Annotated in this window: 13 protein-coding genes; 5 read left to right on the forward strand and 8 right to left on the reverse strand. The window is 58.0% G+C overall.

From position 1 onward, the window contains the following. Nucleotides 1–65: 65 nt before the first annotated feature. The gene (locus ADA16_RS10525) at nucleotides 66–1469 is read right to left on the reverse strand and encodes an HNH endonuclease signature motif containing protein (protein ID WP_048761862.1); all 1404 of its coding nucleotides are present in this window, start codon (nucleotides 1467–1469) and stop codon (nucleotides 66–68) included. Between the two features lie 226 nt (nucleotides 1470–1695). On the opposite strand from ADA16_RS10525, the gene ADA16_RS10530 reads away from it, so the two are divergent. Next, nucleotides 1696–2676, forward strand: coding sequence for a DUF1648 domain-containing protein (locus ADA16_RS10530; protein WP_048761865.1), 981 nt, complete (start codon nucleotides 1696–1698; stop codon nucleotides 2674–2676). A gap of 27 nt (nucleotides 2677–2703) precedes the next feature. Here the strand turns inward: ADA16_RS10530 and ADA16_RS10535 are convergent, their stop codons facing one another. Continuing rightward, nucleotides 2704–5016, reverse strand: coding sequence for a Tex family protein (locus ADA16_RS10535; protein WP_048761867.1), 2313 nt, complete (start codon nucleotides 5014–5016; stop codon nucleotides 2704–2706). Between the two features lie 82 nt (nucleotides 5017–5098). Here ADA16_RS10535 and ADA16_RS10540 point away from each other — a divergent pair, with 82 nt between their 5' ends. After that, nucleotides 5099–5593, forward strand: coding sequence for a DUF1877 family protein (locus ADA16_RS10540; protein WP_048761870.1), 495 nt, complete (start codon nucleotides 5099–5101; stop codon nucleotides 5591–5593). Here ADA16_RS10540 and ADA16_RS10545 read toward each other — a convergent pair. The 4 genes from ADA16_RS10545 to rpsP all read right to left on the reverse strand — a co-directional run bounded on the left by ADA16_RS10545 (nucleotide 5553) and on the right by rpsP (nucleotide 8205). Next, nucleotides 5553–6200 carry a phosphatase PAP2 family protein gene (locus ADA16_RS10545; protein WP_048761872.1) on the reverse strand — a complete coding sequence of 216 codons (648 nt, stop codon included), beginning with the start codon at nucleotides 6198–6200 and terminating at the stop codon, nucleotides 5553–5555. The genes ADA16_RS10540 and ADA16_RS10545 overlap by 41 nt on opposite strands. Then, nucleotides 6200–7087: a tRNA (guanosine(37)-N1)-methyltransferase TrmD gene (gene trmD / locus ADA16_RS10550; RefSeq protein WP_048761874.1), complete on the reverse strand. Its 888-nt coding sequence runs from the start codon at nucleotides 7085–7087 to the stop codon at nucleotides 6200–6202. The genes ADA16_RS10545 and trmD overlap by 1 nt, the downstream gene beginning before the upstream one ends. Then, entirely contained in the window at nucleotides 7084–7578 is a 495-nt protein-coding gene (gene rimM, locus ADA16_RS10555) for a ribosome maturation factor RimM (RefSeq protein WP_048761991.1), read from the reverse strand. The genes trmD and rimM overlap by 4 nt, the downstream gene beginning before the upstream one ends. A gap of 144 nt (nucleotides 7579–7722) precedes the next feature. Further along, nucleotides 7723–8205, reverse strand: a complete 483-nt coding sequence (gene rpsP / locus ADA16_RS10560) for a 30S ribosomal protein S16 (protein WP_048761876.1) — start codon at nucleotides 8203–8205, stop codon at nucleotides 7723–7725. A 349-nt stretch (nucleotides 8206–8554) separates the two neighbouring features. On the opposite strand from rpsP, the gene ADA16_RS10565 reads away from it, so the two are divergent. Next, the gene (locus ADA16_RS10565; protein ID WP_239659448.1) at nucleotides 8555–10672 is read left to right on the forward strand and encodes an acyltransferase family protein; all 2118 of its coding nucleotides are present in this window, start codon (nucleotides 8555–8557) and stop codon (nucleotides 10670–10672) included. Nucleotides 10673–10688: 16 nt separating this feature from the next. Here ADA16_RS10565 and ffh read toward each other — a convergent pair whose 3' ends face one another. Beyond that, nucleotides 10689–12302 carry a signal recognition particle protein gene (gene ffh, locus ADA16_RS10570; protein ID WP_048761881.1) on the reverse strand — a complete coding sequence of 538 codons (1614 nt, stop codon included), beginning with the start codon at nucleotides 12300–12302 and terminating at the stop codon, nucleotides 10689–10691. Between the two features lie 604 nt (nucleotides 12303–12906). On the opposite strand from ffh, the gene ADA16_RS11250 reads away from it, so the two are divergent. Both ADA16_RS11250 and ADA16_RS10580 read left to right on the forward strand, forming a co-directional pair. After that, a complete protein-coding gene (locus ADA16_RS11250) occupies nucleotides 12907–13863 on the forward strand; it encodes a hypothetical protein (protein WP_048761884.1) in 957 nt (318 codons plus the stop codon). A gap of 509 nt (nucleotides 13864–14372) precedes the next feature. Beyond that, a complete protein-coding gene (locus tag ADA16_RS10580; RefSeq protein ID WP_048761886.1) occupies nucleotides 14373–15122 on the forward strand; it encodes a hypothetical protein in 750 nt (249 codons plus the stop codon). Nucleotides 15123–15257: 135 nt separating this feature from the next. Here the strand turns inward: ADA16_RS10580 and ftsY are convergent, their stop codons facing one another. Further along, nucleotides 15258–16826, reverse strand: coding sequence for a signal recognition particle-docking protein FtsY (gene ftsY, locus ADA16_RS10585; protein ID WP_048761889.1), 1569 nt, complete (start codon nucleotides 16824–16826; stop codon nucleotides 15258–15260). Nucleotides 16827–16845 lie beyond the last annotated feature (19 nt).

Genomic DNA, 16845 nt, shown 5'->3' on the forward strand with positions numbered 1-16845 from the left:
GTTCATGCCCGAAACAGGTAAAGCTGCCTATAAAGACAACTTGGCGATTATTACACACCCCCTGGTCAGAAACCAAATTCATCTATGTTCGGAGGGTCTTCGGTGTCGGGTGAATCGGTGTCGGGTGAGTCAGTGTCGGGCGAGTCAGGGTCTTCGCCCTTGCGTGCTTCCTCGACCAATTTCTGCGATTGCTCAATCAGCTCTTGGCGATACTGGTTATATTCTTCCAGCGCTTGCGCCATTCGCAGGCCCCGCTTGTCAAAGGTGTAGCGCCCATGCCCGGCGAGCGGCCCATCTTCCATGCTCACCGTCTTTTTGCCCGTGCTTGACGACGTCCAAAGTTCCACACCATCTCGATCCCGTGCAACATTCCATAGCCCAGCCGTTTTCATGTTGTGGTGTCGGCGACAGAGGCAGTGGAGGTTAGGAGTTTCTGTTGCCCCACCCTCGGCTGGGTTTTCCTTGTTGTAGGGCTCGATATGGTCAATGTCGCAGAATTCCGCTGGGACATCGCAGCCGGGGAAGCGGCATGTCCCGTCACGGCCTTGGATGTACGCCCGCTGACTTTCGGTTGGGGTGTAGCCCTCCGCAGATTCGTCGGCAAGCAAGCGGATATGCGTAACCTTGTCAATCCACGCCTGCGTTGCCAACTGCGAGATCCACCCCACACCACCAAGCCAAGCCGTGCGCGGGCGTTCCTCGGTGGCGGGACAGTACAGGTTGAGAACGACCTTCGCCTCCGCGGTGCCACGGATGAGATGCGTTAGAGCTTCGACACGGGTACAGCCCGCCGAGGTTGAGATAGCTTGGAGAGTGGTCTTGAATTCGAGAGCGCGGGTCTTTTCCAGCTCCATGAAAACTTCCGCGAAGTTGTCGCCTTCTTCAAATCCGATGCTCTCCCCCACTATCTCGCGCTCACCGGGGGGAACTAGCGGGTCAACGTCCCCCGGAAGATTTTTCGGACGCAGCTGGGGTTCAATTTGCTCGATTACCTGTTGCAAGAACTTGTGCAGACTACGAATTCCTCGGAGAACTTCACCTTGTCTGCGAGGAATAACAAAGCGCGCAATCTGTTCCTCTACGACCTCGCGCACCTCTGGGTTTTGCAGCGGCGCCGTTGCGCGGGCGATGGTGAGCAGATGCCGAAAAGGCAAGTGAGCACGAGCCTTGACGAAAGCCCCCAGGCGAGGCATGAGGGCTAGCTGGATGCCGACCTCCACATACTCCAACGCTTTACCGCGGGCAATCCCCAGCTCAGGTGCAATCTCAGCAATGTAGGCATCCACATCTATTTCAAGCGACTGAGGCGCACAGCTCAAAGAAATATCCAGCTCTAAGCGATTGCGCTGAATCCCCGCTACGGCCAACGGATTAGTGGATGCCTCATGGAAAAACTGCGGCGCTTCAGGCAGCAAAGCCGCTTCGTACACATCGGACGGTCGGTTGGCTGGACTAACTTGATTAGACATTGTTCCCCCAAAAGCCCCAACACCGAGAAAAGATGCTCAAGCACTTCAAGTTCTTGATACCCCTATTTTAGCACTCGCTTTCGATTGCGCAACCCTTATTTGACAACTTTTATCGCACTTCTTTTCGACCTTATTGTTCGAGCCGAACCATGCATTACCAAGGCACACGAGCAACGTGCATCACCAACGTGCAATACCGCCCCACCTCAACTGCTAAATTGTCTCCATGCAGCAGATTCCACGCTTTGACCCCTGGGTTGTTCGAGGAACAATCATCGCCCCGTGCGTACTGGCCATTGCACAGCTTCTGTGGGTAATTGCTATTTCCGATCGACTACCGGAGCAAATAGCAACGCACTGGAGCGGCAGCGACACCCCCAACGGTTTCATGCCGCCAATTCAGAGCACATTAATCATGGCTGTTGTCGTCATCGCATGTGCGCAAATTGGTTGGATCGGCGCTAAGACCAGCACGCCCCTAGTCGTTCGCAAACCCATTGCGATAATCAATCTCGCCCTGTGCGGCTTCTTAATCGCCTTAGAATTCGCAATCATCATCCCGCAAATCGGCACGACAAACCCTACGACCGCCCGAATTAGCTGGGTATATGCAATAGTTGGTGTGGTCATCGGCCTAGCCGCGGCCCTGCTCGTTGCGCGCCGCCTCAGGGACTACTCTTCGCTTACCGACGCCACGGTCACCGAACCTACATCGCCAGAGTTGCCACATCGAGAAGGAGACCCGACGCCCATCGATGTCAGCGTAACTATCTCCAATGGTGTCAAGGTTGCCTTCACAGTTTGGTGCGTAGCGTCTATAGCACTTGCGGTATTCCTGCCGAGCCTCGGCATCGTTTTTCTGCTGTGCACGCCGCTATTCCTCATCGCATATGAGACCGGAATGACGCTGGATACTAACCCGATGACAGATTCCATCACCGTTTTTAACGGTTGTGGACCGCTAAAGATGAAGCACCACATCGAACTTCGAACCATCAAGTACGCGAAGCCGGGGAAATACAACTGGGCCGACGGTGGCGGTATTGGCCTCCGCCTCGGCAATGACGGCCGCATCACCGTAGCGGCCAGGTCAGGCGAGGCCGTCAAGATTGAGACCTCGGGAGCCAATTACACCATCGTCGTGGCAGATGGAACGTCTTCGACTGTCGCAGGGGAAATCAACAGCCGCATCGACGCTATGCGCTAATAACGCAATGCGCTAATAGGTCAAACGCTAAAAGCCCGCTCTGCGTAGCGCGTCAGCCATAGAACCGCCGGCTCCACCGCGAGCTCCACCGCGCTTCTTATTCTGAGAGCCCCGCTTTCGGCCACCTCCACGGCCTTCTTCGCGACCACCGGCACGCTTCGGCTTGGCATCCGACGTGTCGTCGTCAAGCCTGAGCGATAGACCGATGCGGTTTCGTTCGACGTCAACGTCGAGCACCTTCACCTTGACGACCTCGCCCGAGCGGACGACCTCATGTGGGTCGGAGACGAAACCGCGGGCCATGTTGGAGACGTGGACGAGACCGTCCTGGTGAACTCCGACGTCAACGAAGGCGCCGAAGGCCGCGACATTGGTGACGGTGCCCTCGAGGATCATGCCGGGCTGAAGGTCAGAGACCTTCTCCACGCCTTCCTTGAAAGTGGCGGTGACAAACTCGGGACGCGGATCGCGGCCGGGCTTGTCCAACTCGGTCAGAATGTCCTGGACTGTGGGCAAGCCGATGCCGGCGGACTCGTCGACGAAGTCTTCGGCACGCACCTTGGACAGGACGCGGGAGTTGCCGATGAGCTCCTGGACACTAACGCCGGTCGAAGCGGCGATGGCATCGACGACGCGGTAGGACTCCGGGTGCACGGCTGACGCATCGAGCGGGTTGGTGGCGCCGTGGATGCGCAGGAAGCCAGCGCACTGCTCGAAGGCCTTAGGGCCGAGCCGCGGAACCTTCAGAAGCTCCTTGCGAGAGGTGAAGGCGCCATTTTCGTCTCGATAGGCGACGATATTGTCCGCAACGGTCGAGGACACGCCAGCAACGCGACCGAGCAGCGGAGCGGAAGCGGTGTTGACCTCCACGCCGACAGCATTCACGGCGTCCTCCACCACAGCATCCAGGGAGTGCTCCAGTTTGGTCTGGGAAACGTCGTGCTGGTACTGGCCGACGCCGATGGACTTCGGGTCGATTTTGACGAGCTCGGCAAGCGGATCCTGCAGGCGACGGGCAATCGAGACTGCTCCGCGGAGAGAGACGTCCATGTCCGGGAACTCAGCTGCGGCCAGGGACGATGCGGAGTACACCGAAGCGCCGGCCTCAGAAACCACCACAGGGGTCGGCTTCTTTCCACCGGCCTGAGCGATGAGGTCGGCGATTTCGCGGGCCAGGGTTTCGGTCTCGCGGGAAGCGGTGCCGTTGCCGATAGCCATGAGCTCCACGCGGTGCGTGGCACAGAGAGTGGCCAGCTGTTCTTTGGCACCGGACCAGTCATTGCGCGGCTGGTGCGGGTAGACGATGGCAGTGTCGAGCACCTTGCCGGTGGAGTCGACAACGGCGCACTTCACACCATTGCGGTACCCCGGATCCAGGCCGAGCGTCGCGCGTTGGCCAGCGGGGGCAGCCAGTAGTAGGTCGCGCAGGTTACGGGCGAAGACATCCACGGCCTCGGCCTCAGCACGCTCCTTCAGTCGAGTGCGGGCATCGAGAGCAGCAGAGACCTCCAACTTGGTGCGCCAACCGAAACGAACGGCCTGGTCAATCCACTTGGAGGCACCACCGTCGGGAAGCTCGAAGGCCTCACGAATCATGTGCTCGTAGGTCTCATCTTCACCCGCATCGATGTTGAGAGTCAGGATGCCCTCGGCCTCTCCACGCAGCACGGCCAGCACGCGGTGGCTGGGCATGGTCTCCAGCGGTTCGTTGTGCTCGAAGTAGTCGCGGTACTTCGCGCCCGCAGTCTCCTTGCCCTCCACCACGGCAGCGGCGGCGGAACCGGAAGACCACACCTGCTCACGCACGGAGCCAACAAGGTCGGCGTCGGTGGCGAAGCGGTCGACCAAAATGGCACGAGCACCAGTCAGGGCGTCCTTCGCATCCTTGCCAGCTGCCTCACCGTACTTGGCGGCCAGAGCCTCTGGGGCCGCCGCGGGGTCGGCCAAGAGCTCCTCCACCAGCGGTTCGTAACCGGCCTCACGCGCAATATCGGCCTTGGTCTTGCGCTTCTTTTTGTACGGCAGGTAGAGATCTTCCAACCGTGCCTTGGTGTCGCAGGCGAGGATGGCGGCCTTGAGGTCGTCGTTAAGCTTTCCCTGCTCTTCGATGGCGGCGAGAATCGTCTGCTTGCGCTCTTCTAGTTCGCGCAGGTAGACGACGCGTTCCTCGATGAAACGCAGCTGTGTGTCGTCGAGCCCGCCGGTTACTTCTTTGCGATAGCGGGCGATGAAAGGCACGGTGTTGCCTTCGTCGAGAAGCTTGATAGCGGCTGCGACGGCACTTTCGGCAACGTCCGCACCAGTGGCGGCGAGTTCTCGGGCAATTACTGATGAAATCACCCGGGCAACTTTACTATCGTGGAAGTACCAATTGGCGAACGCCCCACAGAAGGCTCGCAGTTAACACCGGAAAAGGAGCCCCATGAAGCAAAAACTCTGTGCCGAATACCTGCGCATTTCCGATGAGGAGGCAGCGCGGTTAGTTGAGGTCGCAGCACCTGCGGCGACCAGCGACGGCGGCACGGCGGGGCTCGTTAACGACGGCGCGGAGAAGATTATTCTGCAGCACTTCGTCGACGTTCCGGACGAAGATGCCCTGGACATCGACACGGACTGGGAGTCCCTGCTGCGCACCCTGACCGGCAATCCCATCGACGGCCAGGCGCTCGGCGACCCGCTGGCGGAGGCCATCCTCGGCGCCGACCGCGTCTGCCGCAAGCCGCTGTCTGCAGTCATCCGCGCCGATCGCGTCGGGGATGTGTACCAGACGCTGGCGAACATCGATCTCGCCGCCCGCATCAAGGACAACGGTTCGCTTATCGACGAAGCCACTGCGACCAAGCGCTACCGCGAACTCGTGACCTTCTACGAGGAGACTAAAGCAGCGCGTAGCGCCGTGCTCGTGGCCATCTCCTAAGTACGAGCAGCGCAACAACCAAGCCCACGACGCCGGCGATGAGGCCGCCGATGACATCGGTGAGCCAGTGCGCCCCAACCCACACACGAGAGAGTGCCACGGCGCCGATAAGCGCGACGATGGCCAGGTCGAGCAATTTACGGGCTGTGCGACGCAATACCGGGATGGCCAGCTGCATCGCGGCCATACCGCTGGAAGTAACTGCCGCCACATGCGCGGAAGGAAACGCTGCATCATGCAGGTTGACCAGCGAGAACTCATCCCCGGGCCGGTCGCGATCCAAAAACCACTTCATGGCATACGTAACCGCAATCGCGGACCCGAATGATGCCGGCAGCAACAGCGCCCACGCGCGGAAACGGAACCACAGGAGTGCCGCCGCAACGAGCGTGACCGGCGCAATGTAAATCGGTCGGATAATCTCGCTCAAAGTCAGCATCAAACTATCGACGCGGCCATCCTGTGCTCCATGCAGGTCACTGACCCAGCCTGCAAACGACTGATCTACGCTCCCCGCCAGCTGCGTTTGAGTGAACCACGCCAGTGCCCCTAGGACAGCTAACCAACCAATGACGTGCCGGGGTCGCGCAATTCGAACACGTGCCACTAGCAGTTCTCCTCGGTTACTTCCTCAATGGCTTCTTGAATTACTTCTCGGTCACGGGCGCTGAGGTCGACGTCGGCAAGCAAATCCGGACGACGTTCGGCCGTACGAATGAGTGACTGATCGCGCCGCCAACGGTCCACCAGCGCGTGATTGCCGCTGAGGAGAACGTCCGGCACTTCTAGTCCACGCCACTCGCGCGGCTTTGTGTAGGACGGCCCTTCGAGCAGACCGTCAGAGAAAGAGTCCTCCTCGTGGCTCTTGCGGTTGCCCAACACACCTGGGATTAACCGCACGACGGACTCCGCAATCACCAGCACCGCCACTTCCCCGCCGATCAGCACATAATCCCCAATAGAGACCTCACGCACGCGATAACGATTAGCGGCATCATCAATAACGCGCTGGTCAATGCCCTCGTAGCGCCCGCACGCGAACACAATGTGCTCCTCGTGTGAGAACTCCTGCGCCATCTGCTGCGTAAACGGCTCGCCCGCCGGGGTCGGGACAATCAGCAGGGGCTTCGCTGAATCTTCTTCGCTTAACGACGGCACTTCCACTGCAGCATAGGAAGATTCCTCGGCCAAACCCAGTTTCTGATCATGGCGGACATTGTCCAAATGGGGCACAGCGGATGTCAACGACTGCTCCACTTTCAGCGTCGCGACCTCGTCGAGAGCGGGACCCCAGACATCCGGCTTCATAACCATGCCGGGGCCACCGCCGTAGGGCGAGTCATCCACGGCTTGGTGTACACCTGGCGCCCAGTCGCGCAGGTTGTGCACTCCGACGCTCAAAATGCCCTGTTCAATAGCCTTGCCTAGCAGCGCATGACGCAGCGGCTCGAGGTACTCCGGGAAGATTGTGACTACATCGAGACGTAAGCTCACAGCTCCAACAGTCCTTCCGGCGGGGTGATGGTGACTGTTGAATTCTCAAGGTCAACCTCCGGAACGATTTCCTCTACCAGAGGGACGAGAACCTCCCGGGCGCCGTCGTCAAGCGTGACTTCAAGGAGACGGTGGGCGGGTGCGCGGACGATAGAAGTGACCTCGCCGATATCGGCGCCATTGTGGACTACGCGCAGACCTTCAAGCTCAAAGTCGTAAAAATCCTCATCTTCGAAGACGGGCTCAGCATAAAACTTCATACTTCGATGACGCTCGGCTTCATTGCGACCTGGGATTTCCTCAAAGCGAACCAATAGCCGCCCCTGGTGCGGACGTGCCGTTTTCACGGTCAGCTGTTCCTCGCGGCCAGCTTGTACACCCAACAGCGTGGTCCCGGCTGCGAAACGCCCCTCCGGGTCATCCGTTGTTGCATCGACGACGACTTCCCCGCGCACACCGTGGGGCTTAATCACTCGGCCAATAAGCACCATGTCAGCTACCGACACGTGCACACTCCCTCTCTTATAATGACTCTGTAAAAACGTCCGCGTAAAGCAAAGGGGCGCCACCCAACACTTCGTCTTGAAGTATAAGGTAGCGCCCGGATTAGCTAAGCGGCGTACTCAGCGTCCTTATTACTCGGCGTCCTCGGAAGCCTCGGACTCAGCAGCCTCAGCCTCGGCAGCCTTTGCGGCCTCCTCAGCTTCCTTAGCAGCCTTAGCTGCTTCCTTGGCCTCACGGCGCTTAGCGGTGATGGCCTCAGCGGACGGGCCGTTGTTGGCCTCTTCCAGAGCCTTGTTGAACAGCTCGAGCTTGGTCGGCTTCGGCTCAGCAACCTTCAGGGTGCCCTCTGCGCCCTCGAGGCCCTTGAACTTCTGCCAGTCGCCGGTGACCTTCAGCAGAGCCAGAACCGGCTCAGTCGGCTGTGCGCCGACGCCCAGCCAGTACTGAACGCGCTCGGAGTCGATCTGGATAACCGACGGCTCTTCCTTCGGCTGGTAGATACCCAGGTTCTCGATGACCGCGCCGTTGCGGCGGGTACGAGCATCAGCAACGATAACGCGGTACTGAGCGGTACGAATCTTACCCAGTCGCTGCAGCTTAATCTTGACTGCCATGAGGAGTTCCTCTTCCTTCTATGTCACTGGACAATACTTATGCATCCGAGCTCACTAGTAATTACTAACGAAGTGCCTCGGACCGGTTTTGCCCTTGGGATATTTACACTGCGCGTGACCACCGGGCGGCCGTGGCCGGATCCGATGAATTCGCAGTTGTGTCTCGGCCAAGCATTTTCAATCAAATGAGCAATCTCACCGAAACAACTCGAGGTATATTACCAGCAGGTTTCGAAAACTAACAAAACCCCACACTCGAAACGCTAGGTATCTTCTAAAGCTGAACGCCGTTGACAGTGGGGTAACGTAACAACCTATGAAAACCACCGGCACCCAATATAGATATGACTTGGACGGACTACGGGGCATTTCTATTGCCCTTGTAGTCCTTTTCCACGTTTACGTCGGCCGCGTTTCCGGTGGTGTGGACGTTTTCCTCCTGCTCTCAGGATTTTTCTTCTTCGGCGCGCAGTACCGCAATGCCATCAACCCCAGGCAATCCATCAATCCATGGTGGAGCATCTGGCGCACGCTGCGTCGTCTGATTCCAACACTGGTGCTGGTCCTCTTCGCGACGACCCTGTTTGTCATTTACTTCATTCCCTCGCTGCGCACTATCGATATTGCCCAGCAACTCCGTGCCAGCCTGCTCTACTACCAGAACTACGAACTGGCGCTCCAGGGCTCGGATTATGCCGCCGCAGAGAGCGAAACTTCCCCATTACAGCACCTGTGGTCCATGTCGGTACAGGGGCAGTTTTACCTCGGCTCAATTCTGCTCATCTCCCTGCTCGCCTGGATGACACGCTCACCCCAGATTGTCGGCGCGGTTACCTCGCCTGTGGAGGCCAAGCGTACCGATGCCACCGGCGGTAAACTCCGCCGAATCCTCATTCCGCTGTTGACAGTGATTACTGTAGGTTCACTTGCCTACGCCTTTTATATGCACTCCGAGAATCAGGGATGGAACTACTACTCCACCGTCAGCCGCCTCTGGGAGCTCTGCCTCGGCGCACTACTCGGACTAATCCTCGTCCGGGGCGCCGTCCCCATGGCCAAACCTCTTCGAGTGCTGTTGGCAGGCATCGGCCTCGCACTGGTCGTCTCCACCGGGTTCATCTTCGACGGCGCCGCACAGTTCCCAGGGCCTTGGACACTGTGGCCCCTCGGCGGTGCCGCGCTGATTATTATCGCCGGCCCCGATGCAGGTTGGATCTCCAAGTTCCTGGCCAGCCGCCCAATGCGTGAAATAGGTCAGAGCGCCTACGCTCTCTACCTGTGGCATTGGTCGCTGCTTATCCTGGCCATGAACTACCTCAACCGCGATGCCCCGGGGGTGAAGCTCGGTACCGCGGTCATCATCGTTTCCTTCATTCTGGCCAAGCTCACCAATAAATATGTCGAGCTGCCGCTGGCCCAATCGACTCGTCGACCGACCCGGACACAACCCGTCGTCGGCGATGCCATCCACGCAATCAAGCATCGTCGCCCGGCTCGTCGTCAAGCAGTAGTCGGCGCTGTTGTAATCATTGCGTTGGTTGGCATGACCAGCCTTGTCAACGTGCAGCAGCTGCGCGTCAATCGTGCCTCTGCCACCAGCCTAGATCCAATGGTCTATCCAGGTGCGCTCGCGCTTACCGACGGGTACGAGGTGCCGAAGGCAGCCACAAAGCCGAATACCGATTTCATCACTGACCTTTGGCCGGAACCCGCCCTCGATGGTTGCCTTGCGACAGGCGGCGAAGACGTCGGGTATTTCCCGCCAAATCGCCGTTGGCGCGATGAGACCCAGCCGTGTGTCTACGGTGACCCGGATGCCAGTGAATCGATTGTCATCATCGGGGGCTCTCACATCGAACATTGGTTTGCCCCAATTGATGCCTACGGCAAGAAGCACGGTTACCGAGTGGTCGTTCTCCTGCGACAGGGCTGCCCGGCGACCTTGGAGCCAATCCACGGAGTCGGCGACATCTGCGTGCCCTGGACTTTCGAGGCACTGCAGAAAATTGACGAGATTCAGCCAGAGATGGTTTTTACCACCTCGACCAGGCCCTTGTTCCAGGCGGACCCACCGCAGCCCGGCGACTATACGCCGGATGGCTACGTCTCGTTTTTCGCTGCTCTACAAGAACGCGGAATTGATTTCTTCGCTATCCGCGATAACCCCTGGGCACTGCGTAAGGATCTGAGTCAGTTCTCCCCAAGCGTGTGCGACGAAGCGAACGAAGATTGCACCATCCACCGCAAAACTGCTCTAAATGCAGAAAATCCCGCTGAGGAGATTCTTGCGAACTTCCCCAACGGGCACAGTCTGGATTTCTCCGACATCTTCTGCGGCCCGACTACCTGCCGCAATGTTATCGGCAATATCTACGTCTACCGCGATAGCAATCACATCACCGATGAACTAGCGGCCACCTTCAGTGCCGAAATGGGCCGCCAAATCCAGAAGAGCCTGCGAGACTAGCTACTTCTTGCCCCAGCTACTTCTTGCCCTGCCCGAAGTCGAGATTATTGAGGTCAAAGTCCTCCATGCCTTCTGGCAGCTGGTTGCCCATCTGCTTCTGTAGCTTCTGCAGCTCGGCCATGCTAGGCATCCCCGGCATGCCCTGCATACCTGGCATTCCAGGCATACCTGGCATTCCGCCACCGCGCATTGCCTTCGGCGGCGTCGGGCCGCGGTTAGCGCCCTTGCGCTTATTCTTGCCCTTGCCCTTTCGGCCACGCTTGGCCTTGCGGTTCGATGGGCGGCCACCGCCCATACCGAAACGACCGGCCATCTGAGCCATCATCTTGCGTGCCTCATTGAAGCGCTCGATAAGCTGGTTAACTTCCGAGACGGACACGCCGGAACCGTTGGCGATTCGACGACGTCGTGAAGCGTTCAAAATCTTTGGATTCTCGCGCTCTTCCGGAGTCATACCGCGGATGATTGCCTCGATGCGGTCAAGCTGCTTTTCGTCGACCATTTCGGCAGCCTTGGACATCTCTGCTCCGCCGGGGAGCATCTTGAGAATGTTACCGATTGGGCCCATCTTGCGGACCATCATCATCTGCTCGAGGAAGTCCTCGAGAGTCAGCTCGCCGGAACCGATCTTCTGGGCGGATTTCGCGGCCTGCTCATGATCGATTTCCTTGGAAGCGACCTCAACCAGAGTCTTCAGATCACCCATACCCAGGATACGGCTGGCCATGCGGTCTGGGTGGAAGACGTCGAAGTCCTCCAGCTTCTCACCCGTGGAGGCGAACAGAATCGGCTTGCCGGTGACTTCACGGATGGACAGCGCAGCACCACCGCGGGCGTCGCCATCGAGCTTGGTCAGTACCACACCAGTGAAGTCCACACCATCGCGGAAAGCCTTGGCGGTCTCGACCGCGTCCTGACCAATCATGGAGTCAATGACAAACAGGACTTCGTGCGGATTGATAGCATCGCGAATGTCACGCGCCTGCTTCATCAGCACCTCGTCGATACCCAGGCGACCTGCGGTATCGATAATCACCACGTCATGGCGGTGCTGGCGCGCATAGGCAAGGCCTCGGAATGCAGCGTCAACTGGGTTGTCCTCGCTGGTGCCCATCTCGTGGGTGGAGTCGAGACTAGTGCCCGGGAACGGCGCGAAGCATGGCACGCCTGCACGCTCAGCAACGATTTCGAGCTGCTGCACCGCGCCAGGACGCTGCAGGTCACAGGCGACGAGAACCGGGGTGTGGCCCTGATCTGTGAGGTACTTGGCCAATTTACCGGCCAGGGTGGTCTTACCAGCACCCTGCAGACCGGCCAGCATGATGACCGTCGGCGGCTGCTTCGACATATTAAGACGTCGGGTCTCGCCACCGAGGATGTTGATCAGTTCCTCATTGACAACCTCAATGATTTGGTTGGCCGGGTTGACCGTCTGGCTGCCAATAATTTCGTTGGCGCGTTCCTTGATGCGCTTAATGAAGGTACGGACAACTTCGAGGGAGACATCGGCTTCCAGAAGAGCCAGCCGAATCTCGCGGGCGGTGGCGTTAATATCCGCCTCGGTCAGGCGACCCTTCCCGCCTAGGCCCCGCAGGGCACCCGTCAAACGATCGGAAAGAGACTCAAACAAGTTTCCAGCTCCCCTTTTGCCTTGTCTTTTCTTAACTGTTCTACCGTACCCGCTGGCTACTCCGTTTGGCACATATCTACAGCTTCGCCTATCGACAACAATTGCATCCCATCCACCCTAAACCCCCTGATTCGGGTGTAACCAATAGGAAGTAGAAAACGACAATAAGGTGAAGCTCTTTTACTCTCGAGAACTTTAAATTACTATTCGTTATTTTAATGTAACAATTAAGCACGACCTCATACAGGGCTGTCCTACTGCATAAAGAACGTTTACACAACCAAGCCACCGCCAGTTAGATAACAGACAAATAACGCCAATAGCTAACTTTTACTAAGGGCAACCTTAGTGCATACCGCCCCCGAAGTGGTGTAAGTCAAATTGCAAACCGGCAGCATTGCAGCAGGTCAAAGCGTACCGCTACACACCTGGAGTTATTCCTATAACTACCTCCAATGCCATTCATGCATCAACCAGTTTATGGTTATCCATGAACCTAGTTAACCGCAGTTGGCCTGGTTTATTTTCCGCCGTGCACGATGAGGGATGAGCGGCGAAATCATATTCATCGGTCTCTGACCGTTTGACTCCTTGAGAGGTTTTCATGAAGAAGTTCACTACGGCTATCGCCGCCGCCTTCTCCGCCAGCATGATTGCAAGCACAGGCATCGCTACTGCACAGATTCCAGCCCCAATGCCGACCGAGTGCCCCGCCGACCAGCACTTTGAAAACGTCGACGGCACTTTCCAGTGCGTCGCAGACCAGCCTGAGCAGGATTCCACTGACGGAATTCCAGCCCCAATGCCGGACAAGTGCCCAGACGGCCAGCACTTTGAGAACGTCGGCGGAACCTTCCAGTGCGTCGCAGACAAGGAAGCCCCTAAGCCTGAAACGCCGGATAACAATGAGTCCCAGCCCGGCGACCTCGGAAACCCAGGTATTTCTGATAAGCAGTGCCCGGAGGGCGAGCACTTCGACATGAGCAAGCCAGTTCCGGGCAACCCGAACGTCTTCGGTGTCTGCGTCAAGGACGAGACGAAGCCGGATACTGACAAGCCAGGCACGGACAAGCCGGATACTGACAAGCCGGGCAAGAACGGCAAGGACGGCAAGGACGGCAAGGACGGTAAGCCAGGCAAGAACGGCAAGAACGGCAAGGACGGCAAGGACGGTAAGCCAGGCAAGAACGGCAAGGACGGCAAGGACGGTAAGGACGGTAAGCCGGGCAAGGACGGCAAGGATGTCAAGGTAAACGTTGACATCAAGATCTCTGCTGAGTGCAAGAACGAAAACAAGTGCACGAAGGAAGAGAAGAAGGCCAAGGAAAAGGCTGAAAAGAAGGCGTCCGAGTCCAAGAAGACGACCTCTTCCGAGAACGTAAAGAAGGTTTCAGACTCCAAGAAGTCTGAGCAGAATATCTCTGAGTCCAAGAAGGATTCTTCCACTCAGAGCACTGGCCTAGCAGCCACCGGCCTTGATGCCACCACCCTGGGCGGAGCCGCTCTGGTTCTCCTGGTCGGCGGTGTCGCCGCTACCCGCATCGCCCGCAAGAACCGCTAAGAAGTTTAGGGTTCTGCCCCGCTAGCGAAACATAAAATGCTCCTGATGCCAATTCAGCATCGGGAGCATTTTTGTGCGTCATACCTCCACCCTATAGCTCGAAGCATAAACCCTACAGGCACCGATTTTTTACCAAACCTCTACGCCCCACCCGCCTTTCGCCCCCGACACAACCAGGTACCACACTTCGCTAGCGAGGATGAGCGAAAACTATAAGACATTAGAAGACTCGGATCCATCAGCGAAGACAGAAAAGCCCCCTGCCGAGTCGACAGTGGCAAGTTCTATAAACGCTCCAACTACAACGGGTGTACACACTCAGCGTTGCAAATATAAGTTCCCGCTTTCCCTTACTGGGGTTTGGACGAGTCAACAATTTTGCTTTACCCCCTCCCGAAACTCATGCCATCAAAGACTGTAATTAGTTATTAAAATCAAAAGTGTGAACAGTGTTCCCCCTTAAGCCCATTGATAGCAGGGCTTTCCTATAGGAATTGTGAGGTTCCCCAATGAAGAAGCTCTCTTCGACTATGGTGGCCGCTGCCACTTCAGCCGGCATGCTCATCGGCGTTGGCGCCGCCACCGCACAGATTCCTGACCCGGTGCCATCGGAGTGTCCCGCGGGTCAGCATTTTGAAAGTGTTGACGGTACTTTCCAGTGTGTAGATGACGCTGCAAACCCCGATCCAGGGGAGCCATCGAACGATGGCATCCCACCGGGCATTGAGGATACCGAAACCTGTCCCGACGGTTCCCCGCGTGATATGAGCAAGATCGACCCAGCAACCGGAGCCTTCGGCGCTTGTAGCACCTCAGATGATTCCGGCCCCACTCCGGAGCCCGATGATCCGGAGCCTGATGAAGATGCCCCAGAGAATGACGGAATTCCGCCGGGAGTCGATGACACCGCAACGTGCCCCGACGGCTCCCCACGTGATATGAGCAAGATCGACCCGGCAACCGGAGTCTACGGCTACTGCCCGACTTCCGATGATGAAACCCCAGGTGACGACGACGCACCCGGTGATAATGACGCACCCGGTGATGAACAGCCTGGGAACGACGAGAAGCCTGGGGAGAAAAAACCAGGCGACAAGCCCAACGACCCCAAGAAAGACGGCAAGAAAACCGAGACCAAGAGCAATGGCCTTGCAGTCACTGGCGTTCAGGCGACTGCCCTCGGTGGTGCCGCGCTCGCGCTCCTGGTCGGTGGTGTGGCAGCTACCCGCCTCGCACGCAAGAACTCCAAGGATTCCTAACGCAGTGAAGGCCTCGGAGCCCCGCGTATCCTCTACGGAAAGTTACGCAATGGCTCCGAGGCCTTTATTTTTGCTGGGTGACAGTTGACGCTGTACTCACCGAACGATGGAAAATTCACTCATCGATGCTAGCTACTATTTGCGGCCACCGAGGAGTGCGTCTACAAAGCTCTCCGGTTCAAACGGCGCCAGGTGGTCAGCACCTTCACCGAGGCCAACCAGCTTCACCGGCACACCGAGCTCATTTTGCACCTGGAAGACAATGCCCCCCTTAGCGGTACCGTCCAGCTTGGTCAGCGCAACGCCGGTGATGTCCACAACATCCCGGAATGTACGAGCCTGCAGTAGGCCATTTTGACCAACCGTCGCGTCAAGAACCAGGATGACTTCGTCAACCTGAGCCTTCTTCTCCACGACACGCTTAATCTTGTCTAGCTGATCCATCAGACCAACCTTGGTGTGCAGGCGGCCGGCGGTGTCAATGAGCACGACATCAGCACCGGAATTAATACCGTGTGACACTGCCTCGAACGCAATCGAAGCAGGATCCGCGCCTTCAGCGCCACGAACGGTCTCGGCACCGACACGACGGCCCCAGGTTTCCAGCTGATCTGCAGCAGCGGCACGGAAAGTGTCCGCTGCACCGAGAACAACGTGGTGGCCACCGGCAACCAGCACACGAGCCAGTTTGCCCGTCGTCGTGGTCTTACCAGTGCCGTTGACACCGACCACCAGAATCACTGCGGGCTTGCCCTCGTGCGGAAGTGCGCGAATGGAGCGATCCATCTCAGGCTTGCACTCCTCAATCAGCACCTCACGCAGCAGGGCACGCGCTTGCTCTTCCGTGCTCACCTTCTGGCTGGCAATACGCTCGCGCAGCTTATCGACGACACGCTGCGTCGCAGTCGCGCCGAGGTCAGCCATCACCAGGATGTCCTCGACTTCTTCCCACGCGTCCTCATCGAGGTCACCAGCGCCCAGAATGCCCAGCACGGATTGCCCAATCGCATTCTGCGAACGAGAGAGTCGACCGCGCAGACGACCCAGACGCCCCTCAGCGGGATCGATGGACTCAATCTGCTGTTCTGGCTCTGGGGTCGGTTCTGACTGCGGTTCTGCTACTGGTTCCGGCTCAGGTGCAGGCTTCGGCTCCGGTGCAGGATCCGGTGCAGGGACTACCTCTACCTCAGGCTCTGCCTTTTCCTCGGGCTCTGCCTTCTGTTCTGGTTTCGCCTGTGGCTTTGGCTCAGATTCGGGTTCCTGTTCCCCCGCGGTAGGCAAATCAATGGGAATCTCCCGCATTACGCGGTTGTGATCCCCCTCCATTTCGGTGGGGTTATCGGGAATAGGCAGTTGGCCTTCCGGCTTCAGCAGGGAGCCATCCGTCGACTTATCAACAGGCTCATCTGCCCGCTTTTCAACTGGTTCCGGGACCTGCTTTTCAATGGGCTTTTCCGCCGGCTTGGGCATCGGTTTTTCAACCGGCTGCTTCTCGCGGGTATCCGTTCCACCACCGGCCGGAGCGAAGTTAAAACCACTAGTGGCCTGGTAATTTCCAGACTTCTCCTGCTGGGTGAGTTCCTTAGTATCTTCCTTGGAAAAAGAAATGCGCTGGTTCTTCCTACGGACATAGCCCGCAACAAAAAGCAGCGCGATAATAACGACAATCGCGACGACGAGGAGTATCCACTGAGTTGGAGTCATAACTCTCATTATGCAGTAT

This window comes from Corynebacterium vitaeruminis, from assembly GCF_001054325.1.
Taxonomy (GTDB): Bacteria; Actinomycetota; Actinomycetes; order Mycobacteriales; family Mycobacteriaceae; genus Corynebacterium; species Corynebacterium vitaeruminis_A.